This window comes from Paenibacillus sp. CMAA1364 (genome assembly GCF_054373195.1).
Genome location: NZ_JBITNB010000004.1, coordinates 120,172 through 145,389, shown reverse-complemented (window position 1 = coordinate 145,389; position 25,218 = coordinate 120,172). Strand labels below are relative to the sequence as shown.

The following is a 25,218-nucleotide window of genomic DNA, read 5'->3' as shown; positions in this document are numbered from 1 at the left end:
GAAAATATTGAGTATCAAACCAGAAGAAATTAGTTCACTTATTAAGAGTCAAATTGAACAATATAAATCTGACATTGAAGTGGCTGAAGTGGGTACTGTCATTCAAGTAAGTGATGGTATTGCGCGTGTACACGGGCTTGAGAACGCTATGTCCGGTGAGCTGTTGGAATTCTCCAATGGTGTAGTCGGATTGGTACTCAACTTGGAAGAGAGCAACGTGGGTGTTGTTATTCTAGGTCGTTACACCGAGATTAAAGAAGGTGACCAGGTTAAACGTACAGGTCAGATTATGCAGGTTCCCGTTGGGGAAGCTATGCTTGGACGTGTCGTGAATGCACTTGGAGAACCTATTGATGGTAAAGGTCCAATTGCGGCTACAGAGTTCCGCCCAGTTGAGAACAGTGCACCAGGCGTTATCGATCGTAAATCTGTTCACGAACCCATGCAAACAGGGATCAAAGCCATTGATGCATTAGTACCGATCGGACGTGGACAACGGGAACTTATCATTGGTGACCGTCAAACAGGTAAAACAGCGTTAGCTATTGATACGATTATTAACCAAAAGGGCAATGGCGTGAAATGTGTCTATGTGGCCATCGGGCAGAAACAATCTACCGTAGCACAAGTTGTAGAAACACTTCGTCGTCATGGCGCTTTAGAATATACAATCGTTGTAACAGCAGCGGCTTCTGATCCATCACCGCTACTATACATCGCACCATATGCAGGTTGTGCTATGGCTGAATACTTCATGTATAAAGGTGAGCATGCGCTTATCATTTATGATGACTTAACGAAGCAAGCATCTGCTTATCGCGAACTTTCCTTGTTACTTCGTCGTCCGCCAGGTCGTGAAGCTTATCCGGGAGACGTCTTCTATCTTCACTCACGTCTACTAGAACGTGCAGCTAAATTAAGCGATGCACTTGGTGGTGGATCCCTAACGGCATTGCCGTTCATCGAGACACAAGCATCAGACGTATCAGCTTATATCCCAACGAACGTGATCTCTATTACTGATGGACAGATCTTCTTGGAGTCAGAGCTATTCTATTCTGGTCAACGTCCAGCGATTAACGTCGGTATTTCAGTATCCCGTGTAGGTGGTTCAGCGCAGATCAAAGCGATGAAAAAAGTCGCAGGTGGTTTGAAGCTAGACCTTGCACAATATCGTGAACTTCAAGCGTTCTCTCAATTTGGATCGGATCTAGACAAGTCTACACTTGCACGTCTGAATCGCGGAGCTAGATTGATGGAAGTCCTTAAGCAAGGTGTCAACCAACCGCTACAAGTTGAACAACAAGTGATTAGCTTGTATTCTGCCGTACGTGGGCATTTGGATGATATTCCAGTGTTGGATATTCGTCGTTTTGAGAGTGAGTTCATTGCTTTTGTAGAAAGTAATCGTCCTGAAATTCTACAATCCATTCGTGAGACGAAGGATTTGGTTGCGGATAATGAGACTGCTCTGAAAGACGCTATTGCGACATTCAAAAAGGGATTCTCTGTAACGGCATAGATGATATCGCCGGGTCGTAAGGCTCGGTATCATTATTTACAAAACTAAGTTAATGCTTACGATGTTAGTTTTGACTTCGTCAAAACTAGGTAGATGCTTACGATGTTAGTTTTGACTTCGTCAAAACTTTAAGGTGGTGTAAACATGGCAAGAGGCTTACGTGATATTAAACGTCAAATCAAGAGCGTACAAAGCACCAAGCAAATCACGAAGGCAATGGAAATGGTAGCTGCCTCCAAGCTTAGAAGAGCGCAGGAGAAGGCAACTGCGGCTAGGCCTTACGCAGATAAGCTGAAAGAAGTGGTGTTTAGTATTGCTTCTAGTAGCAATGAGATAATGCATCCGATGTTTGAGCATAGACCTGTGAAGAAAACAGGATATTTAGTGATTACTTCTGATCGCGGGCTCGCAGGTGGATATAATGCGAATGTGTTGAAGAAGGTAATGGTAACGATTGCTGAGAATCACAAGTCAAAAGATGAGTATGAATTGTATGTGATTGGTCGTAAAGGACGTGAATATTTCCGGCGTAGAGAGCTTCCGATTGTGGAAGAACTAACGGATCTATCCGATACTCCAAGCTTCGCAGATATTAAATCAATCGCTTATGCAGCCGTTCAACGTTTTGAAAGAGGCGATATCGATAAGCTTAATATTTGTTACAGTCGATTCGTAAATGCTTTGACTCAGATCCCTGAGACAATACAACTGTTGCCAATGGAAATAGTCCATACACAAAGTGCTACAGCATCTTACGAATATGAACCATCTGCAAGTGCTGTTTTGGAAGTGCTTCTGCCTAAATATGCAGAAACACTCATCTTCGGCGCCCTGTTAGACGGAAAAGCAAGTGAACTGGGATCTAAGATGACTGCAATGGGTAGTGCGACTAAGAATGCTACCAAGATGATAGGTGAATTACAGTTAACTTATAATCGTGCTCGTCAAGCAGCAATTACACAGGAAATTTCTGAGATTGTGGCAGGCGCAGATTCACAGTCTTAAGTTGAATGTTTAGCAATGAACTTGTAGGAGGGGAACACAAAGATGAATAAAGGACGCGTTGTCAGCATTATGGGTGCCGTTGTCGACATCGAATTTGATCGGGGTCAACTTCCGGAAATCTACAATGCGATTAAGATTCAGACGGTCTCAGCAAATGGTAAACAAATCAATCTGGTTCTGGAAGTTTCTAATCATTTGGGAGACAATAGAGTACGTTGTATTGCTATGTCCAGTACAGATGGATTGATTCGTGGCACGGAAGCTCTAGATCTAGGTACTGCTATTACAGTTCCTGTAGGTCCTGAAACGTTAGGTCGTGTATTTAATGTGTTGGGTGAGCCTATTGATCAAGCTGGCGATATTACAGCTGAAATTAAAAGACCGATTCACCGTGAAGCTCCAGCATATGATGAACTATCTACACAAGCAGAAATGCTTGAGACAGGAATTAAAGTAATCGATCTTCTTGCACCTTATCAAAAGGGTGGTAAAATTGGCCTCTTCGGTGGAGCAGGTGTTGGTAAAACGGTTGCTATTCAGGAATTGATCAACAATATCGCTCAAGAACATGGTGGTATTTCTGTGTTCGCGGGTGTTGGTGAACGTACACGTGAAGGTAATGACTTGTATCATGAAATGACGGATTCTGGTGTTATTAAGAAAACAGCCATGGTATTTGGTCAAATGAATGAGCCTCCGGGCGCTCGTCTTCGTGTAGCACTTACTGGACTTACAATGGCAGAATACTTCCGTGATGAAGAAGGCAAAGACGTTCTGTTGTTTATTGATAATATATTCCGCTTCACACAAGCGGGTTCCGAAGTATCTGCACTCCTTGGTCGTATGCCATCAGCGGTTGGTTACCAACCAACATTGGCTACAGAAATGGGTCAATTGCAAGAGCGTATTACATCCACAAAGAAAGGGTCTGTTACTTCTATTCAGGCCATTTATGTTCCTGCGGATGACTATACCGATCCAGCTCCAGCTACGACATTTGCTCACTTGGATGCAACGACGAACTTGGAACGTAAAATTTCTGAGATGGGAATCTACCCAGCTGTTGATCCTTTGGCATCCAGTTCACGTATTCTAGCACCGGAGATTGTTGGTGAAGAGCATTATAACGTTGCCCAAGGTGTGAAGCAGATCTTGGCACGATACAATGAGCTTCAAGATATTATCGCAATCTTGGGTATGGATGAATTGAGCGAAGATGACAAATTAATCGTATCTCGTGCGCGTAGAATTCAACGTTTCTTGTCCCAACCATTCCATGTGGCTGAACAATTCAATGGATTCCCAGGTAAGTATGTTCCGATTAAAGATACTATCCGTAGCTTTAAGGAAATTCTTGAAGGTAAGCATGATAATCTTCCAGAAGCAGCATTCCTATTTGTTGGATCAATTGAAGAAGCGGTTGAAAAAGCGAAAACACTATAATTACTACAAGTTTTCGTTATAAGCTTTCGTAGTAAGCTATTCTCCGAATAGCTAAGCATAAGCTTTCGTAGTAAGCTATTCTCCGAATAGCTTTGAGGAGGAGAACAAATGAGCACCTTTTTACTGGAAATCGTCACACCGGATCACTTAGCCTATTCTGGTGAGGTCGATGGCTTGACTGTTCGTGGAATCGAAGGGGAAATTGGTATTCTAGCAGGTCATATTCCATTCATAACTCCGCTACAGGTAGCGCCAATTAGTATTAAGATAGGCAAGGATTATACTTACATTGCCATCAGTGGTGGTTTTGTAGAAGTTCGTAAAGATAAAGTCGTCGTCTTAGCAGAAAGTGCTGAGTTGGAACAAGAGATCGACATGGAGCGTGCTATGGCTGCGAAGGAACGTGCAGAACGTCGCATCGAAGCCAAGAAGCTCAGTCAAGCCGATATTGATTTTGGACGTGCAGAACTTTCATTAAAGAAAGCGATGAACCGTATCAAAGTTCACTCCCATATCCATAAATAAATACAGTACACAAGAACAGTCTGACTAAGAAGTCCGACTGTTTTTGTGCAGGACAAAGTGTCATTGATGTCCATAGCTTCTTGATATTTTGTCGTGTACAAAAAAAATAGACAGATATGAGGATAATAGTGGACTCTTGTGTAGAAGAAAAGTATGATAGTATAGTCTGAAAAAAGTCTTGCACTGAAATTAGAAGGGATTTGTCGAATGCACATGAATCAATACTTATCAAATACAGTCAATGGTATGGTAGGCGTGAGTGGATTGATATCCATTATTGTGTCACTTATTTGTATTTGGATATCGTGGTGGGCATTGCAGAATCTGAAATTAGACTTATTCATCCGTATGCCGCAAGGAGCGCAAGGTAAATTATTGCATGTGCTATTGGCTATTGTACTAGGGCATTTTGTAGCAGGATTTATTATTGATTATCTAACTTGGAGCCAAATGATCAAATATATGTTTTAATATCCTCTTGTTGGGTAATATCTTTAAGGAATCTTATTACGACACAGAATAATAACAAATCATTATGTACACAATGGGTAATAATTAACACTTATTGTCGAACCAATTCTGAGGTCGTAACATAATGATAACTAACTTGAAAATGTAGGTTAATCTAATTTCGTTATTATAAAAAGACATGTATACGTAAAAATTAATAATTTGATGAAAGTTGGGAATTTTAAAGTGCTTTTATTATCTAATTTTACCGGGCTTGCAAAACTATGGACGCGGAGGGAACTATGATGAGCAAATTTATCGTCCGCGGTGGCAATAGATTGATCGGAAATGTTAAAATAAGTGGGGCAAAGAATTCAGTTCTTCCGATCATCGCTGCCTCTATTCTTGGGGAAGAAGGCATAAGTACTATTTATGATGCCCCACCTCTAGACGATGTGATGACAATTACGAATGTGTTGAAGTCGTTAGGTATAAAAACAAGCTATGACAACGAAGTATTACGTGTCAATGCAGAAGAAATAGCAACTTCTGAAGCGCCGTATGAGTATGTACGTAAAATGAGAGCGTCCTTTTTAGTGATGGGACCATTACTGGCTCGCATGGGTCATACAAGAATCTCATTGCCAGGTGGATGTGCCATTGGTTCACGTCCAATTGATCAACATTTAAAAGGTTTTGAGGCTCTTGGAGCAGAGATTAGTCTCGGTCAAGGTTTTATTGAAGCTAAGAGTAATGGTCGATTACGTGGTGCCAAGATTTACTTGGATGTTGCAAGCGTAGGAGCGACTCAGAATATTATGATGGCTGCTACTTTGGCTACAGGAACAACAACAATTGAGAATGCAGCGAAAGAACCAGAAATTGTCGATTTAGCGAATTATTTGAATAGTATGGGTGCCAAAGTTCGCGGTGCAGGTACTGGCATTATTCGAATAGAAGGTGTCGACAAAATGCGTGGCGTTGAACACACCGTTATTCCTGACCGAGTAGAAGCAGGTACATATATGGTGGCTGCAGCAATTACGGGTGGAGATGTATACATTGAAGGTGCTATTGCGGATCATTTAGGCCCGGTCATTTCCAAAATGGAGGAGATGGGTGTTCAGATTCAACCAGATGAGAATGGAATTCGTGTTATAGCGAATCACCCACTACGTTCCGTTGATATCAAGACATTACCGTATCCTGGATTTCCAACGGATATGCAGTCACAGATGATGTCTTTGTTACTTGTATCTGAAGGAACAAGCGTCGTTACCGAAACTGTCTTTGAGAATCGATTCATGCATGTAGATGAATTCCAACTTATGAATGCTGAGATTAAAGTTGAAGGTCGAACAGCGATCGTGACCGGTAAAGCGAAGTTGAATGGTGCAAAAGTATGTGCAACAGATCTTCGTGCGGGAGCAGCACTGATATTGTTAGGATTAGTAGCGGAGGGTACAACCGAGGTTAGTGGTGTGCATCATATTGACCGTGGATATGTTAATCTCACAGAGAAGTTATCTGGACTTGGTGCTGATATTTGGCGAATTAGCATGGAAGAACCTACTTTACAAACATCACAAGAACCTGCTTTGATCGAAAAGGTTAAAGAGAAAGCTAAGCAATTCTCCACGCAACCAACATGGGTGTAAGTGGATTGATATGTAGGCATAATCTGTTATTTAAATAGGTTTCTATAAATTGTAATGATGATAAGACCCAAGGAAATGCGTGATCTGCCGCTTCCTTGGGTCTTTTGTGTATAGTTTAGTAATTTCATGACCCAGCGTAAATCTTCTTCTCTACTAAATTGGTTCTATCATATCCTCCAAAATCATATGTATAAGACAGCTAGAAAGGAAAGCATAGGTGCATCATATGAGGAACGGAGGGTTACAGTAACTATGAAAGTTGTACAGAATTACAAATATGGCGCCAGGAAGAGATTTGGTTATAATCCTATGAAGCAAGGTGGGTACCCTATCTTGTTAGCGATAGGGGGACTCATTGTACTAGCTCTTCTACTTCCTGCAATGATAGTAAATGTCCCATATTCTTCCCCAGTTCCTACTCCACCAATAACGGAAGGTGGGATTGAGGTAGCATCACCCCAAAATGCGGAGTTAGAAGAAGAGCCGCAGGTTTCCGTATATCTGACTAAGATTCGACAGATCGAGACATTATCTCTTGAAGACTACGTAGTAGGCGTTGTAGCTGCAGAGATGCCAGCTGACTTCGCATTAGAATCTCTAAAGGCACAAGCAACTGCTGCGCGAACTTACATTGTACAACGACTACTCATGAATGACAGAAGTGGGGTTCCTGTAGAAGATGCAGATGTAACAGATACGATCACACATCAAGCCTACATCTCCCAAGCGGAACTAGAGAAAGAATGGATTGCCAAAGGAAGAGCTGATCAGTTAGCGAATGTACAACGTGCTGTACAAGAGAGTCGGAATATTATTATGACATATAAGGGGAAGCCCATTCAGGCCAGTTTCTTTTCCACAAGCAATGGATATACGGAGAATTCAGAAGATTATTGGAGCGCGGCACTACCTTATCTTAGAAGTGTAGATAGTCCTTGGGATATCACGCTTGCACCACACTATAAGGATACGTTCAAGTTAAGTAAAGAAAAGTTCCTGGCTCAAATGGGACTGAATAAGTTAGATATAGCTGCATTTAATAGTAACAAGGATGGGCAATCTCTTGATTCTCTGATTCATATCATTTCTAGAACACAGGGCAATCGTATTAAAGAAATAAGTATTGGGGGCATGAAGTTTAGTGGTCGTGATGTGAGAGAGAAGCTTGGACTTCGTTCTAGTCAATTCTCTTGGGTGGAATCAGGAAAGGATATTGTGTTCACCACATATGGGAATGGACATGGCGTAGGCATGAGTCAGTGGGGGGCTAATGGGATGGCGCAAGAAGGATACACAGCGACTCAGATTCTCAAACATTATTATACTGGAATAGAATTTCAGAATGTTACTAATCTACTCGCCAAAAAATAATATATCGATAGAAGGTATAAAAGATTTCATCTCGGTAACAATGGTTATTGAGGTGATAACAATGAATGAACAAAACAAAAATCAAAATCATGAAGAAACTCCTAAACTATTTAAAGGAGAACCGGTTAACCAACCATCTTCATGGAAAAGGCTGTTGTCGAAACGTTGGGTATATCCGGCAGCCTATATGGCCGCAGCAGCAATTATACTAACTATGGTGTGGGTCTATCAGGATAGCGCTCAGAAGTCACTTACTACAGACCTAACTACTGTGCCAGGCAACACCGTCTCTCAAGTTACTGGACCAAAAGATGTTGGTATGAACGATGGCGATACAGTAGCCGTTATCGGTACTGCAGAGAATATGACTTGGCCAGTAGCAGATGGAAAAGAAGTTAGTATCGTAAAGCCTTATTATGATCCACTAGGATCGAAAGAGAATCATGAAGAAGCAATGGTTCAATACAATGATGTCTCTGTAACCAATAACGGAATTGATCTAGCACGTGAGGATAATAAATCTTTCGAGGTTAGAGCAGCGTTAAGTGGTAAAGTGAGTCGTGTAGAAGTACATCCATTAATGGGAACGGTTATTGAGATAACCCATGCAGGGAAATTAAAGACCGTGTATCAGAGTCTAGCCGACGCCAAAGTTAAAGTTGGTGATGAGATTGCTCAAGGTAACGTTTTGGCAAGTGCAGGACGAAGCGAGATGGAAAGCGATCTTGGCAACCATGTTCATTTCGAAGTGTACAATGATGGAGATTTAGTTAATCCATCAGAACTGCTACCTCCAAAATAAGAATAAATCTTTAAGCAGATTATGGCTTATGATTTGGCGGTTGAACACGAAGTAGGCAGGGGAAACCCTGCCTTTTTGGCGTCTGATTTGTGGAATATCCAATACTTGTCCAATAAATAAATGAGAATATTCAAGCTTGTCATGTTTCTAAACTGCGAATATATAAGCCTGCCCCTCATATAATGTACCAAACCATCCACAAGAGGGAGGCGGGAGCGTGCACGATTACATTAAGGAACGGACCATTAAGATCGGACGTTGTATCGTGGAGACTAGAAACACGGTCCGAACCATTGCCAAGGAATTTGGTGTATCGAAGAGTACAGTGCATAAAGATTTAACAGAACGTTTACCCGAGATCAATCCAGAACTGGCGGAACGAGTGAAAGATATTTTAGAATATCATAAATCGATCCGACATCTTAGAGGAGGCGAAGCCACCAAGATTAAGTATAAGAAAACAAATAGCAAAAATAGAGAAATCGTAGGCACCGTAAAGTCATAAGTTACGCAAATGTACTAGAATAGCCGTTGAATACTTCCCCTGAAGTATGATATGTTAAAAGATGGTATGGGGTCAGAAGTTGAAATGATAACGTATTCGAAAATAAAGGGATTTTGCAGCTTATTGTCGAATGCAGAACATGGACGCTTTACATTCCTATTCACCATAAAATAACACTTTGGGGGCCCTTTCATGATGTTTAGTAAGGATATTGGAATCGATCTCGGTACGGCAAATGTGCTCATTCACGTAAAAGGCCGAGGAGTTGTATTAAACGAACCTTCAGTTGTTGCTATTGAAAGGGATACCAAGAAGGTTCTTGCTGTGGGGGAAGATGCTCGTCGTATGATTGGACGTACGCCAGGCAATATTATTGCTATACGGCCATTACGTGATGGAGTTATTGCTGACTTTGCAGTGACAGAAATGATGCTTAGACACTTCATTGATAGAGTTGGGGGACGCACTTGGTATAGTCGTCCACGTATTCTTATATGCACACCAACGAATATTACATCTGTAGAGCAGAAGTCGATTCGCGAGGCTGCGGAACATAGTGGTGCTAGAGAGGTATATTTAGAAGAAGAACCTAAAGCGGCTGCTATTGGAGCCGGTATGAATATATATGAGCCGAGTGGTAATATGGTTATAGATATCGGCGGTGGAACGACAGATGTTGCGGTTATTTCTATGGGCGATGTTGTTACCGCTTCTTCTCTTAAGATAGCAGGGGATAAGTTTGATGATGCGATTACCAAGTACATAAAGAATAAATATAAACTTCTCATAGGTGAGCGTACAGCTGAAGATATTAAGGTGAATATCGGTACTGCACATCCGGACGGCATGAAAGCGGAGATGGATATAAGGGGTCGTGATATGGTTACAGGATTACCACTTACGATCACAATTTATTCTTATGAAATACAAGAAGCATTAATGGATCCTATAGCAGCGATTGTGTTATCCGCGAAATCCGTATTAGAACGTACGCCTCCAGAGCTGTCAGCAGATATTATTGATCGTGGCGTAATTCTCACGGGTGGTGGTGCTTTATTGGACGGATTAGATGTGTTAATGTCTGATGAGCTTCGTGTTCCGGTCTTAATAGCTGAGGACCCTATGCACTGTGTTGTAAAGGGAACAGGGATTATGCTAGATAATTTAGATAGGGTTATTAAGAAAAGAGTGTAATATTCCGATAAATACTAAGAAGCAATGAAAGGGGGGTTACCTTATGTTAAGAGGACTCTATACGGCAGCTGCAGGATTAATGACACAGCAACGTCGACATGATACAGTAACACAGAATATAGCTAACGTGAACACTACAGGATACAAACAAGTGAATACATCGGCACGCTCCTTCCCAGAGGTACTTATATCTCTTAAAGGCGGAGACCCTAATATAAATAACCGTAAATTGGGTAAATTAAATACAGGTGTGTTTATGGAAGAAAGTCTCTCGATGTTCTTGCAGGGAGATTTAATGCCTAGTGATAAACCAACCGACTTTGCACTCGTATCTGATCTACAAAAGATTAATCCTACAACAGGACAACCTATCGTATTTGATGATAACGGTAAATTTATCGATGAAGAAGGGAATACAACATATCAGTCACAAGCCTTTTTCACAGTACAAGATGCTAAGGGTCAGACTAGATACACGAGAGATGGACATTTCCTTGTGAATCCCGATGGCCAGTTACTATCTTCTACAGGGTTTCTTGTGATGGATATTAACAACCAACCTATCGTACTTAACGGTCCAACAGATCAGCTTAAGATCGATGGACAGGGAAGAATGATCAACACCGCTACGGGTCAACCAACGGGTGTGAACTTAGGGATTAGTGTCGTAAGCCAACCACATCAAATGGTAAGAGAAGGTAATGGCGTATTCCGGATAGATGATCAGGAAGCGGCAGATGTAAGGTTTAAGTTGGATAACGACAATGTATCCATTCGTCAAGGTTATTTGGAACGTTCAAATGTTGATTCCGCACAATCTATGGTTGAAATGAATATGGCAGCTCGTGCTTATGAAGCGAACCAAAAGATTGTTCAATATTATGATAGAAGTCTGGAAAAGGCAGTTAACGAAATCGGCAGAGTATAAATTAGTTTTACTTCGTAAAACTTAGTGAATGCTTACGAAGTTAGTTTTACTTTGTAAAACTTTTAGGAGGATCAAAATGAACAACTCCATAATCAGTGCGTCAGTGACTATGAATAGTCTGCAGTCTAGACTTGACCTCATTGCTGATAATATTGCAAATATGAATACGGTCGGCTATAAACGTAAAGAGAGTTCTTTCGAGGATGTACTTACTACCGTACAGAATCAGCATAAAGATTTCAAAAGCACAGATCGCCCTTCTGCGATGGGGTTCAACATTGGCTACGGGATCAAGTCTGCATCTATCGCGGCAAATTGGGAGCAAGGACCTATGCAAGAGACAGGTCTTCCTACGGATCTAGCGATCCAAGGTAATGGATTGTTCGCTGTAGAGAGTAATGGCAATATTGCCTATACACGTGAGGGCGCCTTCCACTTCGTCCCTAATCCTCAAGATGCTTCTACAATGATCTTGGTTAACAACGAGGGTGATAAGGTTCTTCGTAGAGACAACCTACAGCCCATTACAGTCCCGGCAGATGGAAAGGCAGCTATAGACGCTAAGGGTAATGTGTGGACGGTACGAAGTGGCACCTCTGATAGAGAACTAGCAGGTCAGATTATGGTACTTGAAGTTCAAAGAGCTGAAGGACTGGTTCAGGTTGATGGCAACAAATTTATTCTAGCTAATGGAACAACAACACAATCTGTATTCGGCCCAGCAACCGACAGCATACCAGAGAATATATCTTTACGATCAGGTTATCTAGAGAGTTCTAATGTTGATTTATCCGTGGAGATGGCGGAGATGGTTCAAGTCCAACGAGCATACCAGTTGATGTCTCGTGCATTGACTTCAAGTGATACCATGATGAACCTTGCAAACAATATGCGGGGGTAGGTGGAGATACCCATGAGTGAATCTAAAGAACCAACCAAAGTCAGAACACCTAGATGGAGAATTATACTACGATGTCTGGTTCCATTATTCCTACTCATTGGCTTAATAAGCGGAATGATCGTAGGTTATGTCGTTTTAGGTAAAGGCAGTATAAATGATGTGTTCCAGTGGGAGACATGGAAACATGTATTAGATCTCGTGTTTGCACCATCATAAGTCCCAATTACAATAGGATATTCTTTGAAATTCAGAAAACTCGCTACGTTTTGGAGTTTTCTTTTTATGTCTGATATATGTATAATAGTTGGGAACTATCAAGCATAGACTCCTATGTTGTGAGATGGAAGAGAGGATCGCCTTTTTGTGGGTATGAGGGTGACATATGTCTGGTTACATATGGACAAAAGGGCTCTCCCTAGCAGCCTAGAATCGTCTGCTTCGAGAAAGCCCCTTATCTGAACCTCCATATTCTGCAGAAGATGAAGGATATTACATAGTATTACCCCAATACCATATTGTTATTCGAAGGGAGTTTTCTTTGTGTTAAATGTGAACCAAATTCAAGAGATTATACCTCATCGACCACCCTTTTTACTTGTTGACCGTATCATTGAGATGGAGGATGGCAAACGAGCGGTAGGTATTAAGAATGTAACGATAAATGAACCATTCTTCACGGGACATTTCCCAGGGTATCCTGTCATGCCAGGGGTTCTTATTACAGAAGCATTAGCCCAAGTAGGGGCTGTTGCTATTCTGAATCTAGAGAGCAACAAAGGTAAGATTGGATTCTTAGCAGGTCTTGACAACTTCCGTTTCCGTGGGCAAGTGGTGCCAGGAGACACGTTAAGACTTGAAGTTGAGATTACAAGACTTAAGGGCAGTATAGGCAAAGGTCATGCAATAGCCACAGTTGAAGGTAAAGTGGTAGCCGAAGGTGATATTATGTTCGCATTATCTGACCCAACGAATTCGTAATTCAATTAATTAATTAATTAATTAATTATTTCATTGTAGTTAATATAAAGGGGGATTTAATCATGTCACAACTTACCGAACCGTCTATTCTTAACATTCAGAAATGGCTTCAAGACAGCTCTATCGATGAGAGAACTAAAGAAGAGATTCGTAGCTTGGAGCAGAACCCACAAGAATTAGAGGATCGATTCTATAAAGATTTGGAGTTCGGTACTGGAGGACTTAGAGGTGTCATTGGTGTTGGAAGCAATCGGATGAATCCGTATACCATTGGTACAGCAACACAAGGATTTGCCCAATTCATACGCAATAGTCACCGACAAGCAGAAGGTAAACCATCCGTTGTGATCGCACATGATTCACGTCATTTCTCACCAGAATTTGCTCTAGAAGCAGCACTTGTGCTTGCAGGTAACGGCATTGTTGCTAAGTTATTCCCTTCCCTTAGATCAACGCCACAACTTTCATTTAGTGTTCGTGATCTGAAAGCCACAGGCGGAATTGTTATTACCGCAAGTCATAACCCTCCAGAATATAATGGGTTTAAGGTGTATAATGCCGAGGGCGGACAACTTATCCCTCATGAAGCGGAGCAAGTCATTCAATACATTCAAGAAGTAGATTCCTTCGCAGCTGTCAAAAGAATAACGAAAGCGGAAGCTGAGGAGCAAGGCTTGTTAGTATGGTTAGGGGAATCAGATGATGAAGCATTTATAAATACCGTAGCCAAGCATAGTCTGAATTCAGATCTTATTCGTACGTCTCTAGGTGAAGATTTCCATATCGTCTATACACCATTACATGGTACAGGCAATATCCCTGTCCGTAAGACATTGGAAGCAGTAGGGTTCACACATGTTCATGTTGTACCTGAGCAAGAGCAACCGGATCCAGAATTCTCAACCGTGAAGTCTCCTAACCCAGAAGAACGAGAAGCGTTTACGTTAGCTATGAAGTTGGGACGAGAATTGAATGCAGATATTCTTATTGGGACGGATCCAGACTGTGACCGTATGGGTGCTGTTGTTCAAGACAGAGATGGACAGTATGTCGTATTGTCAGGCAATCAATCTGGGGCAATTATGGTTCATTATTTGTTGAGTCAATTGAAAGAAACAGGTAAGCTTCCAGACAATGGCGTAGTCGTGAAGACAATTGTAACGAGTGAAATGGGTGCAACCATTGCACGTCACTATGGTGCTCAAGTTGTGGATACACTAACTGGATTCAAATATATTGGTGAGAAAATGACGCAATATGAGCAGTCTGGCCAATACACGTATTTATTCGGATATGAAGAAAGTTATGGTTATCTTGTTGGGAACTATGCAAGAGATAAAGATGCGGTTGTGGCTTCGATGTTAATTGCTGAAGCAGGCGCTTACTATAAAGGTCAAGGCAAAACACTATATGAAGTGTTGGAAGAACTATATGAACAATTCGGATATTTCCAAGAACATTTAGAATCCCGTACGTTAAAAGGTAAAGATGGGCTTGCACAGATTCAATCCATCATGGCAGATTGGAGAGAACAACCACCAGTTCAAATAGGTGGAGTCCGTGTACAGGAAGTGCTCGACTACTCCTTAGGTCTTGATGATTTACCGAAAGAGAATGTTCTGAAATTTATGTTGGAGGATGGTTCTTGGTTCTGTCTAAGACCATCGGGTACCGAACCTAAGATTAAGGTTTATTTTGCAGTCCATGGAGAGACTATATTACATGCGAAGCAGCGGATTGCGAAGTTGATTGAGATCGTAATGCAACGTGTTGACGCTTAGAATGAGGAGGTACTTGTAGTGCAGTATAAATGGAATCAGTGGAGCAAGTCTTCGCGCAAATGGTTATGGATTCTAGTAGTCATTGGAATCATTGCCGCTATGCCTGTCGCGTATGACCGCTTCCAGACAGAGACATCTGCGAACCAAGTGGAGTTCGCTTTCGATTACCGTGATTTAGTCGATATATCCGTCTATCAACCACATCCTCAAGACTATATTCAGGAACAATTGGATCGTCTGAAGGATGCTGGTGTGACCACGATGTCGATGTTTGAGAGTACGTTAAATGAAATGGAGAAGTCTCGTCGTGTGACGATCTTTAGTAGTAAAGATTTAGCTAAACGTAATAATCAATTGGTTCCCGTGAATGAGAACTTCACGTACGTGTCTTTTGCAAATGATAAGAATGCGCAGGAAATCACACCCATCATTGAGGACACTTTTCAACTGTTCGATATACACGTTAGACCGTGGTTCAATGGAGATCAGACAGGTCTTGTTATTGAGACTTCTATCGAGGATGCAATGCTAAAACCTATGCAACCTGATCCTATTACTTTTGCCATGTTACGTGATAAAGGATTCACGATTATGCCACGTATGGGAGATAGCGCTCCTTATAATCAAGAGCATATGAAGGCTTTGATCGAATACTATGCTTCGCAAGGCGTTACCCGTATTCTTTTTGAAGGTGAATCTGTTAAAGGCTACAATGATCATGTTGCCATGAACAGTTTGGTTGCTTTTGGTGAGCTGCTTAAAGAGCATAATATAGGGATAGTAGCCATTGAGAATTTGAAGAAACCACAGCTAGGTCTGAATAAATTAGCATATTTACTTGATTATAATGTGGTTCGCTTGTATTCCTTAAGTGATGCTGATGCTAATCTAGATGTTCAGACCATTGCAGAGCGATTCGCACTCGCGAGTAAGGATCGTAACATCCGTATATTTTATTTGAACGCTGCACCGAGTAATAACGCTGCTAAGGCCATGATCACAGATCCGATGGATAATCTTATTCACAGTCTGGATGAACCTGGCAATGCGATCGACAAAATCAAGAGTAATGGCTTTACCATTGGTGAAGCAAAGTCATTTGATATTGTGGATTCATCGTATCAACGAATATTCAAAATGGTAGTCGTTCTTGGTGCGATCGCATTCATTGCATTGTTAGTGTCTTATTTCATTCCATGGCTAACACTGCCAGCCTTCGTAATGGGTCTAGTGGGTAGTGCAGGATTGTTTATATTGAGACCTATCTTATTGGAACAGGCATTAGCGCTTCTTGTCGCGATTAGTGGACCAACAATAGCAATGGTATTAGCTATTCGTAAATTAAATGAGCTAAATAGTAAAGAGATGGGCATGAAGTTAAGTCGTCGTTTAACACACGCACTTGTTTTATATGTAAAGACGGCGGTGATATCATTAAGTGCAATTCCTTTTGTTATCGCTTTGTTAAATAACGTTACGTATCAAATGGTGATTGAACAATTCCGTGGCGTTAGCTTATTACATTTTGCACCTATTGCGCTTATATTGCTCTATGTTATTCTCTATAGAGGTGGTAATTTACGTGAGCAACTAGGAAGCATTTTACGTAGTAGAATTACGGTTATGGGGATTATTGTAACGGGCATCATTGGTGTGGTTGGCTTGTATTATTTAAGCCGTACGGGAAATGCTGGTTCGGTGACTTCCATTGAGCTGACCTTCCGTAAATTAATGGAGAATACATTCGGTGTTCGTCCACGTAACAAGGAATTCTTGATGGCACATCCATTGTTTCTACTAGGTACTTTTCTTTCCATTAAATATCGTAATGCCATCTACATCATGGTCGTTGCGGTTATAGGACAGCTATCCATGGTAGATACATTTGCGCATATTCATACGCCACTTACCATTTCACTTGTGCGTAATTTACTTGGATTAGGATTGGGACTTATTATTGGGCTTATTGCCATCGTTGCATGGCAGATTGCAGAAGGGTGTTGGAAACGATGGTCACCACTCCTCAGACGATAGTTATATCTGGATATTATGGGTATAAGAATAGCGGGGACGAGGCTGTGCTTCAATCGATTTTAACGGCTCTAGAAGAACAGGCTGAAGTTGCAGGATTGCTTCTTCAGCCTGTCGTTTTATCGATTGATCCGCAATGGACCATGTCTACCTATGGTGTACAAGCTGTTCATCGCTTGAAGCTTGGCGAAGTTAGAAGAGCCATTAAGAATAGTTGTGGATTGATTAGTGGTGGCGGTAGCTTACTACAAGATGCTACAGGCTCGAAGACGATTCCTTATTATCTAGGAATCATTAAGCTTGCTCAATGGATGAGAAAACCAACATTTATATATTCCCAGGGTGTGGGTCCAGTTAATCGTGGCATCTTCCATCCTATGATTAAGTCGGTATTCCGTAGGGCGGCGTATATCTCCGTACGTGATCAGCAGTCATCTGAGCTACTTCAGCAAATGGGGCTACAGGGAGATAGAATAGATGTCGTTCCTGATCCGGTGATGGGATTACAACTATTGAATAACCCATCCTCTACTCACCATATTCATAGTCCTCATAATGATGAGACGACGAATATAGAAGAACTACCGATCATTGGAGTGTCCGTTCGATATTGGGAGAGTGATCGAAGAGAGCTATTGAAGATCACTGAGGCGTTACAGCAAGTGATGAAGCGACAGCCTCTTCATATCAAGTTCTTGCCATTTCACCTTCCAAAGGATGTGGAAGCATCAGAGTTCATCATCGAAAGACTGGGTGACGTTGCATCTACCGGTAGCCTTGTGACGCATTGTTCTGCTGTTATTCTTCCACAGGACATGTTGAAGGAGGTAAGTGAGTGTCAGATCATCATTGGCATGAGGTTACATAGCTTGATCTACGCTGCTAACGTACAAGTGCCTATGATCGGTATATCCTATGATCCGAAGATCAACCACTTTCTTCATAGATTGAACATCGAACCCGTGGGAGATACATCCTCTTTGGATCATGATCAATTAGCATGTGCAATCGAAGAATTACTATTCCAAGCAGAGACTTGGCGTGAACGGCATGCACAACAGATTAACCAATTAAAGCGTGAAGCCTCTACCCCTGCAAAGCGTATTATTGAATATATAGCAAATCGGGTGATAAAATGATTGAGACACAACAAATTCAAGTTCCAACCGTTCCTATCTTCGGGATTCATGTATCTAAATGGGGAATGCAAGATACCGTTTCTTATTTAACGGATATGATCACATCACATATACCGCATCAAGTCATTACAGCAAATCCGATTATGGTTATGGCGGCGTTGAAAGATCCAACATATATGTCGGTTATGAAGAATGCCGAATTTATTGTTCCCGATGGGACAGGCGTAGTATGGGCTGCTCGCGTGGGCGGCCAACCTGTACAAGAACGAGTGGCTGGTTATGATTTATTACATGAATTAATGCGCACAGGTGAACACTATAACTGGAGAGTGTACTTGCTTGGTTCAACAGCAGAAGTGATTGCGCTGACTGCTTCCAGACTACAAGTGCAGTACCCGGGTATAACCATTGTTGGCTATCATGATGGTTTCTTTGGTTCTGATCAAGATGAACGGATTGTTGAACAGATAAGAGCGGCGACACCAGATATTCTATTTGTTGCTCGTTCGGCGGATACGCAAGAACCGTGGATAGGCAAATATAAGGATAAGCTAGGGGTCCCCGTCATGATGGGCGTTGGAGGTAGCTTCGATATCATATCTGGTCGCTCTAGACGCGCACCGGTCATCTTCCAGAAACTTCGATTAGAGTGGTTGTATCGCCTTCTTCGAGAGCCAACAAGAATTGGAAGGATGCTTGCCTTGCCTCAATTCGTCGTAAAAGTGCTACGCAATAGAGCAAATGTAACAAAAACAAGCTAAAATGGTTTGAATACAGAGATTATGGTGAAATACTATTGAAAAATAGAGTTGGCGTTTATTTTTCGGACGGAGTATAATTTATTCCGTTAGAGAAAATGGAGGTTGAACCTTGAATATTTTGATGATTTCGATAATGGGGTTTGTCGTCGCTCTAGGACTGGCACTCATATTAACACCACAAGTCAAGAAGTTTGCATTTAAAATAGGAGCAACGGATGTTCCCGATGCTCGTAAAGTGCATACGAAGATCATGCCTCGCTTGGGTGGGCTTGGGATTTATTTAGCTTTTGTAGTAGCACTCATACTGGCCTTGCCGTTCGTTGCCAATGATTTATCGATTCGTGATACTAATTTCATCAAAGCCTTTCTAATTGGCGGAACGATGATTGTGTTGATTGGTGCGTTGGATGACCGTTTCCAATTATCGGCGAAGTTGAAATTCGTAGCCCAGATCGCATCTGCGTGCGTGGTTGTATTCGGATTCGATATATCCGTGAACTTCGTAAATATACCGTTTAATAACTCTTACTCCTCATTGGAGAGTTGGATATCCATTCCACTTACCATTCTATGGATTGTAGGTGTTACGAATGCGATTAATTTGATCGATGGATTAGATGGACTAGCAGCGGGTGTATCCGCGATTGCCATCGGGACCATCTTGGTGATGTCATTGCTGATGGGCAATATGATGATTGCATTGCTATGCATGATTCTACTAGGTGCGATTATTGGATTCTTATTCTTCAATTTCCATCCTGCTAAGATCTTCATGGGCGATTCGGGTTCCCTCTTCTTAGGATTCTGTCTTGCGATGTTATCGCTGTTAGGATTTAAGCAAGTTGCTGTAGTCTCCTTGATTACACCATTAATTATTATCGCTGTTCCGTTATCAGATACATTCTTTGCTATTGTACGTCGTTGGGTGCAGAAGAAGCCTATCTTCGCTCCGGACAAAGGGCATTTACATCATTGCTTAGGTGAATTGGGCTTTACTCACCGTCAAAGTGTTCTAATTATTTATGGAATTGCTACATTTTTTGGTGTATTAGCCGTCATTCAATCATCAGCAGCATTCTACGATGCCAACTGGGTCACCTTCGTAGTCATCTGCGTCATGATGTTCTTACTCCAGATTGGTGCCGAAGTCATTGGCTTAATTGGCAAGACCACAAGACCTGTCTTGAATTTCATCGCAAGATTGCGTGTGAAGGAAAGTGCGGAGACAAGATCGAAGTAATGCACTCATGAATAAGTTATAATTTTAATAATGAATACAGCCCCTTATGGTATTAATATACTGTAGGGGGCTTTTTGTGAATTAATTATAAATATTCCTAAAAGAATGGATGTTATAGTCCGATAATAGGAGTAAGTGATTATTGGGTGATACTCTGAAGTCTTCCTTCGGAGATCAAAAACACCAAACAGAAGGAGAGAATCTATTTATGCAACACATGAAGAAACCATTAGTATGGTTTTTACTGATCATTATGATCGGTTCAATATTCCCACCAGGTCTGACGAAGCAGGCTTTTTCCGCAACTGCAGCAACGTACTTTATTCCAGATGATCGCACACTTCAGAACACCTCATTGTTAACAACAGAACATGGTGTTGCAGGAACAACTCAAATTAGCCGTAATAATGTATTGATCTCTAGTAGTCCTACACTTACGATCACAGGTACATATTCTTATGTAACTGAGGATTCTTTAAGAGCAAAGGTTGAACAACTAAGTTCGAAGACCGTTGTTGGCGGAATAAATTGGGTAACGGATAGCAGCAAATTTAATGATGGAAGTATTGCTAAGGATACCTCAACTACAGCGCAGAAATTCAAAGCAATGAATCTATCCCTTTTTCCAGGGTTTAACAAGATAACGTTGTCAGGTTCCCAGAATGGGATTACCCGTTCCGATGTGTTCTACGTTTTATTTGATCAAGTTCCTTATGTGCAGAACATCAAGCTTATGGGATCTAGTCTAGGAGATATTTATTTGAACGAAGGTACCAAGGTCGTATCGGATAAAGACTCCATTTCACTGCAAGGTGAAGTGAAGAACGTTACCGATGTAACGGTTGCCGTGAATAGTGGAGCGCCACTGGTATCTACACTTACACAGACAGGTAAATTCTTCTCTCCTTCGCTGAAATTGGTAACAGGACTGAATATCATAACAGTAAATGTGAAGAATGGTTCGGATTCAATTGCCATAACACGTGAAGTGTATTATTTCGATAAGAATAATCCATTTATTAGCTTAGGGCTGAATTATAATAGTAAAGATTATAAACTATACAATAACGTACCTGCTGTTACGGATGGTGGCACGATCACGAATCCAACAGGTCTCTTGAAGGTCGAAGTGCTGATGGACGATACTGGGCAGACGTTCGCTAGCAAGGGGTTAGTGGGTATTAAGGGCGTTGATGTTACAACAGGAATTACAAATCTTGTTGAGATAGCGATCCCAGCTCCTGATGGTATCACGCCAGCTCATCGATTAGTTACTTTTAATGTGCCTTATACGTTTGAAGTAGATAGTATGACTTCAATTGGTATTGAGGCCCAAAGAGCAGGTCTGACGATTTCCTACGATAGTAAATTTAATGCGTCATATAATGTAGCATTTAAATATTTGCCGGGTAAAGTAGGTATTACGGATGTCAAATATTTAAAAGATTACGTTGCGAGTGCAGCGTTAAATACAGCAAGTCATCTTCCTTTAGATGGTATTGAAGTAGATAAAGAGGATTTCTATGTATTAGTAACAGCAGACCAAGATTTAACTACAGTTGGTGTTATTCCACCACTAACAGCTCAATATTTACCTGTGGGGCCTTTGACATTACAGCTCCAACCAGGGACAGTAGCTGGTCAACAGAATAATCAACAAGTATACAAAATTGTTGGGTTCTCGAACGGGAAGCAAAAGGTTCGTTTCAATTATGCTGGATCTACAGCGTATTTCACAGCAAACATATCTTATGCAACAAAGAACTATATTTATATTGAGAATTTGTATGATGGACAATCCTTTGAGATTAATTCGAGCTCAACGACGACACCAACCATCTCCATAAAAGGTGAATACCGAGACTTTGAGAATATTGAGAAGGCAGAGTTCTTTGTGAACGGAATATCTGGAGATAAAATGACTCCGCCCGTAGTATTAGGAGTAACTAATCTTAATAAACTTATTAACTTAAGTCTAAATGTAGATATCAATGGACCGCTCTACTATGGTGAGAATCGCATTGTGTTTACAGGGAATTCCAAGGATGGACAAGGAAACTCACGTATAGTACGTAAGGAAATCCGTATTTACATTACCGACACGAATATTTCAAATATTGCAGTATTTCATCCTTCATATATAGAAGATGCAGCTAGGGAGCCGTTCCTAGGACTTGATTTAAGTACAGCAAATACTACGCCGCAACAATTAACTCGAATCCTAACAAGATCAGCGGATATGATTTTTAAAGATGCTAAATATGAAACAACGAAATTGAAGTATGATTTAGTCGTTGAAGGTAGTGGGGCCAAGATTATTAATCTGAATAAAGGTTCACAGCCATTCTTCTCTACATTAAATTTATCAACTGTTCCAGCGATAGATCTGACACAGACTGGTCAGACGACAACAGAGATCTTTACGGGAACGTTTACGAACAACAATGTTGATTATGCTTATGATTTAGCTGTATTTAATGGGAAGTTCGTATTACGTATCAAGAACATTCCATTTGACACACCTGGTAGTCATGTATATAACTTGGAACTTATTAATGGGACAGGAGCTCGTTCCAGTCAACGGATGGAAGTAACACGAATTCTTGCGCCATTTCGTATTCTATCTCCCATCCCAACAGTTGGTAATGATATCGTAGTGAACAAGAACTTTGTTCGTTTTGATATCGAGGCAGAGGGTGCAACCAAAGTTATTATAGGTAAAGATGAGGCAACAGAACGTACGGACATGGATAATCGCTTCTTCTATGACTTTGTTGGTTTGAAGCCTGATAAATCAACGACAATCAAGATTCAGATCATTCGTGGAACGGAAGTTCTAAATCAAACCGTTAATGTGTACTATACAAGTGCCATCACAGTAGATTCTCAGTTCATGGCAGAGAAAGTTGCAGCTAAATACTCTGTATTCAATAAAGACGTTGAATTGGCATTCCCGAAGAACACGATTCTGAAGTCCGCGAATGTTGCTGCTGGAGAGGTTGCTAAATTCTATCCTAACAACAAATTATTATTCGGAATTGCAGATCCTAAAGATGGAGTTCTAGAAAGACGTAATGATTACGGGAACATCATTAACATCAATAAAGATGAGAGAAGCCCTAACGGGGATTCTACGATCACCATTCCTGTTGATTTAGTTGAATTCTTTAACTCAACGGCAAAGACCTACAACTTTACAAGAGTATCCAATGTCTATTGGATTAGTGGAGGTCTAGGTGAATCTAGTCCGAACGCTCCAATATATACACCTTCTACAAATGGATTAGCTCCATATTCAATAGAAGGTAATTATAGAGATATTGCAGTCATGCAACCTGAAAGAAAACTAACACCTTCACAAAGAGGCACACTAAAGTTAACTTTCAATAAGAATGTTGTAGATGAAGCAGGAACAACAGTGACGGTATTCAAATTTACAGAGCGAGCGGAATGGGAGAACATTGGTGGGGCAGTTGATTCCAAGAATAACACCATCACCGTACCGTTTGATGAATTTGGTTATTATGTTGTAATGAAACAAAGTCGAGGATTCAGTGATATTACGAAACATCCTTGGGCTCGTAACATACTCAATGCATTATATTCAAAAGGAATCATGACGAATGTCCAAGCTGATGCATTTGGATCTGATAACCTGACATCACGTGGTGAGTTCACAACATTATTGGTTAAGGGTCTTGACCTGCCATTGAATTACAATAGTAGCGTTCAGACGTATTTTGATATTGTGCCGGGGGCCAAGACAGATACTTGGGACTTCAAACATATTGAGACAGCTTCAAGAGCAGGAATTGTCACTGGAATAGGAGAAGGCTATTTCGGTGTTGATGAGCCTATTACTAGACAACAAGCTGCCGTAATGGTTGCTCGTGCATTGAAATTGAAGCTTGCGGTGAACGACAGTAAGCTGACAGACAATCTTGCGAAGTCATTCATGGACTCGGGTAAGATTGATAACTATGCACGTCCAGCTGTTCAAGCCATTGTCAGCGCTAAGATCATGCAAGGACAACCGGTTATGTTGCAAGGACAGAAGAAACCATCCTACAATTTCAATCCGGAGAGTAGCATGACAAGAGCTGAAGCAGCGAAGATCGCTGTAGAGCTTCTGAAGAAGAGTACCAAGGTATTCCCTAAGAATCTGAGTTAGTGTTTATTGAGAGTTCTCCCACCAATGCAGGAGGGAGAACTCTCTTTTTCCAATTACATCTTTTGTAATTTGGTTAGTTTTACGGTACAATGACTAAGAACTTAACTTTTTCTAGAGGGTGAACGTTGCAGATGAAACCAATTTATTCTAAAGCTCAACTGGATTATATGAGAGCAAAGACGGTATTTGAGAATAAAGCAAGTATGTTAGAGAAGAAGATTGAGACAACTACGAAGACGACAGAAGTTACGCAGGAAGTTATGGAAGGTCTTGTTCTTGAGACTGGCTTCCATGACGCTTATAATGGTCTGAAGCAAGCAGAGAATGATCTTATCGCTTGGTCACATGTTACGATGAAACATGAAAAGACATATCGTGATAATAAAGAAGCAATTGAAAGAATGTATGAAACGCTAGACGACAGTCCTGAGAAAAGAGCTCAAATCATTCAACTTGCGATGAAGATTCGGTAAGTATGCTGTAATATATACAGTACACTGTGAAGAATAAAGGGCGCCATTAGGCGCCCTCTTCTTTTCTTAATCAGTTATTAGCTGAATTACTAATGTTAAATCTATTGATATGAATAAAGTTGAGTAATAAAAATGTTTTTTTAATTATAGGTGCAACTTTTTAGAAACTAATGCGTCTAAGAGTTATAGGTATTCAAGAAGAGGGCAATTGGTTAATGCATATTGAAGCAAATTATCTATAGAATAGAAAATTTAGCTTTACGGCAACTTGGACCCCATGTATAATACTTATTGTAGGATTGGATGCTAGTCTATATTTGCCAAGTTCTGTTTACCAGTT

Annotated in this window: 21 protein-coding genes; all 21 read left to right on the top strand. The window is 41.0% G+C overall.

Annotated elements, in window-relative coordinates:
• Positions 1 to 7: 7 nt before the first annotated feature.
• Positions 8 to 1,522, top strand: coding sequence for a F0F1 ATP synthase subunit alpha (gene atpA / locus ACH8E3_RS05165; RefSeq protein WP_458631542.1), 1,515 nt, complete (start codon positions 8 to 10; stop codon positions 1,520 to 1,522).
• A gap of 144 nt (positions 1,523 to 1,666) precedes the next feature.
• Positions 1,667 to 2,527, top strand: coding sequence for an ATP synthase F1 subunit gamma (atpG, locus tag ACH8E3_RS05160; protein ID WP_458631541.1), 861 nt, complete (start codon positions 1,667 to 1,669; stop codon positions 2,525 to 2,527).
• A gap of 42 nt (positions 2,528 to 2,569) precedes the next feature.
• Positions 2,570 to 3,970, top strand: a complete 1,401-nt coding sequence (gene atpD / locus ACH8E3_RS05155) for a F0F1 ATP synthase subunit beta (RefSeq protein ID WP_458631540.1) — start codon at positions 2,570 to 2,572, stop codon at positions 3,968 to 3,970.
• 108 nt (positions 3,971 to 4,078) lie between these two features.
• The gene (locus tag ACH8E3_RS05150; RefSeq protein WP_458631539.1) at positions 4,079 to 4,495 is read left to right on the top strand and encodes a F0F1 ATP synthase subunit epsilon; all 417 of its coding nucleotides are present in this window, start codon (positions 4,079 to 4,081) and stop codon (positions 4,493 to 4,495) included.
• Positions 4,496 to 4,708: 213 nt separating this feature from the next.
• The gene (locus ACH8E3_RS05145) at positions 4,709 to 4,966 is read left to right on the top strand and encodes a DUF1146 family protein (protein WP_458631597.1); all 258 of its coding nucleotides are present in this window, start codon (positions 4,709 to 4,711) and stop codon (positions 4,964 to 4,966) included.
• 284 nt (positions 4,967 to 5,250) lie between these two features.
• Complete coding sequence (gene murA / locus ACH8E3_RS05140) at positions 5,251 to 6,603, top strand: UDP-N-acetylglucosamine 1-carboxyvinyltransferase (protein WP_458631596.1); 1,353 nt, start codon at positions 5,251 to 5,253, stop codon at positions 6,601 to 6,603.
• 252 nt (positions 6,604 to 6,855) lie between these two features.
• Positions 6,856 to 7,974, top strand: coding sequence for a stage II sporulation protein D (gene spoIID / locus ACH8E3_RS05135; protein ID WP_458631538.1), 1,119 nt, complete (start codon positions 6,856 to 6,858; stop codon positions 7,972 to 7,974).
• A 61-nt stretch (positions 7,975 to 8,035) separates the two neighbouring features.
• Positions 8,036 to 8,776 (top strand): peptidoglycan DD-metalloendopeptidase family protein, encoded by a 741-nt coding sequence (locus tag ACH8E3_RS05130; protein WP_458631537.1) that lies wholly within the window; start codon positions 8,036 to 8,038, stop codon positions 8,774 to 8,776.
• Between the two features lie 217 nt (positions 8,777 to 8,993).
• Positions 8,994 to 9,281 carry a sporulation transcriptional regulator SpoIIID gene (gene spoIIID, locus ACH8E3_RS05125; protein WP_458631536.1) on the top strand — a complete coding sequence of 96 codons (288 nt, stop codon included), beginning with the start codon at positions 8,994 to 8,996 and terminating at the stop codon, positions 9,279 to 9,281.
• 195 nt (positions 9,282 to 9,476) lie between these two features.
• Complete coding sequence (gene mreB, locus ACH8E3_RS05120) at positions 9,477 to 10,475, top strand: rod shape-determining protein MreB (protein WP_458631595.1); 999 nt, start codon at positions 9,477 to 9,479, stop codon at positions 10,473 to 10,475.
• A gap of 43 nt (positions 10,476 to 10,518) precedes the next feature.
• Positions 10,519 to 11,403, top strand: coding sequence for a flagellar hook-basal body protein (locus tag ACH8E3_RS05115; RefSeq protein WP_458631535.1), 885 nt, complete (start codon positions 10,519 to 10,521; stop codon positions 11,401 to 11,403).
• A 76-nt stretch (positions 11,404 to 11,479) separates the two neighbouring features.
• Positions 11,480 to 12,304, top strand: coding sequence for a flagellar hook-basal body protein (locus tag ACH8E3_RS05110; protein WP_458631534.1), 825 nt, complete (start codon positions 11,480 to 11,482; stop codon positions 12,302 to 12,304).
• Between the two features lie 12 nt (positions 12,305 to 12,316).
• Positions 12,317 to 12,520: a DNA-directed RNA polymerase subunit beta gene (locus tag ACH8E3_RS05105; protein WP_458631533.1), complete on the top strand. Its 204-nt coding sequence runs from the start codon at positions 12,317 to 12,319 to the stop codon at positions 12,518 to 12,520.
• Between the two features lie 324 nt (positions 12,521 to 12,844).
• Complete coding sequence (fabZ, locus tag ACH8E3_RS05100; protein ID WP_458631532.1) at positions 12,845 to 13,282, top strand: 3-hydroxyacyl-ACP dehydratase FabZ; 438 nt, start codon at positions 12,845 to 12,847, stop codon at positions 13,280 to 13,282.
• Between the two features lie 62 nt (positions 13,283 to 13,344).
• Positions 13,345 to 15,063 (top strand): phospho-sugar mutase, encoded by a 1,719-nt coding sequence (locus ACH8E3_RS05095; RefSeq protein WP_458631531.1) that lies wholly within the window; start codon positions 13,345 to 13,347, stop codon positions 15,061 to 15,063.
• Positions 15,064 to 15,081: 18 nt separating this feature from the next.
• Positions 15,082 to 17,097, top strand: coding sequence for a DUF5693 family protein (locus tag ACH8E3_RS05090; RefSeq protein ID WP_458631530.1), 2,016 nt, complete (start codon positions 15,082 to 15,084; stop codon positions 17,095 to 17,097).
• Positions 17,073 to 18,233, top strand: a complete 1,161-nt coding sequence (gene csaB, locus ACH8E3_RS05085; protein WP_458631529.1) for a polysaccharide pyruvyl transferase CsaB — start codon at positions 17,073 to 17,075, stop codon at positions 18,231 to 18,233. Before ACH8E3_RS05090 ends, csaB begins: the two co-directional genes overlap by 25 nt.
• The gene (locus ACH8E3_RS05080; protein WP_458631528.1) at positions 18,230 to 18,994 is read left to right on the top strand and encodes a WecB/TagA/CpsF family glycosyltransferase; all 765 of its coding nucleotides are present in this window, start codon (positions 18,230 to 18,232) and stop codon (positions 18,992 to 18,994) included. Before csaB ends, ACH8E3_RS05080 begins: the two co-directional genes overlap by 4 nt.
• Positions 18,995 to 19,109: 115 nt before the next feature.
• Positions 19,110 to 20,234 (top strand): glycosyltransferase family 4 protein, encoded by a 1,125-nt coding sequence (locus ACH8E3_RS05075; RefSeq protein ID WP_458631594.1) that lies wholly within the window; start codon positions 19,110 to 19,112, stop codon positions 20,232 to 20,234.
• Positions 20,235 to 20,442: 208 nt separating this feature from the next.
• Positions 20,443 to 24,405 (top strand): S-layer homology domain-containing protein, encoded by a 3,963-nt coding sequence (locus ACH8E3_RS05070; protein ID WP_458631527.1) that lies wholly within the window; start codon positions 20,443 to 20,445, stop codon positions 24,403 to 24,405.
• 131 nt (positions 24,406 to 24,536) lie between these two features.
• Entirely contained in the window at positions 24,537 to 24,878 is a 342-nt protein-coding gene (locus ACH8E3_RS05065; RefSeq protein WP_458631526.1) for a hypothetical protein, read from the top strand.
• Positions 24,879 to 25,218 lie beyond the last annotated feature (340 nt).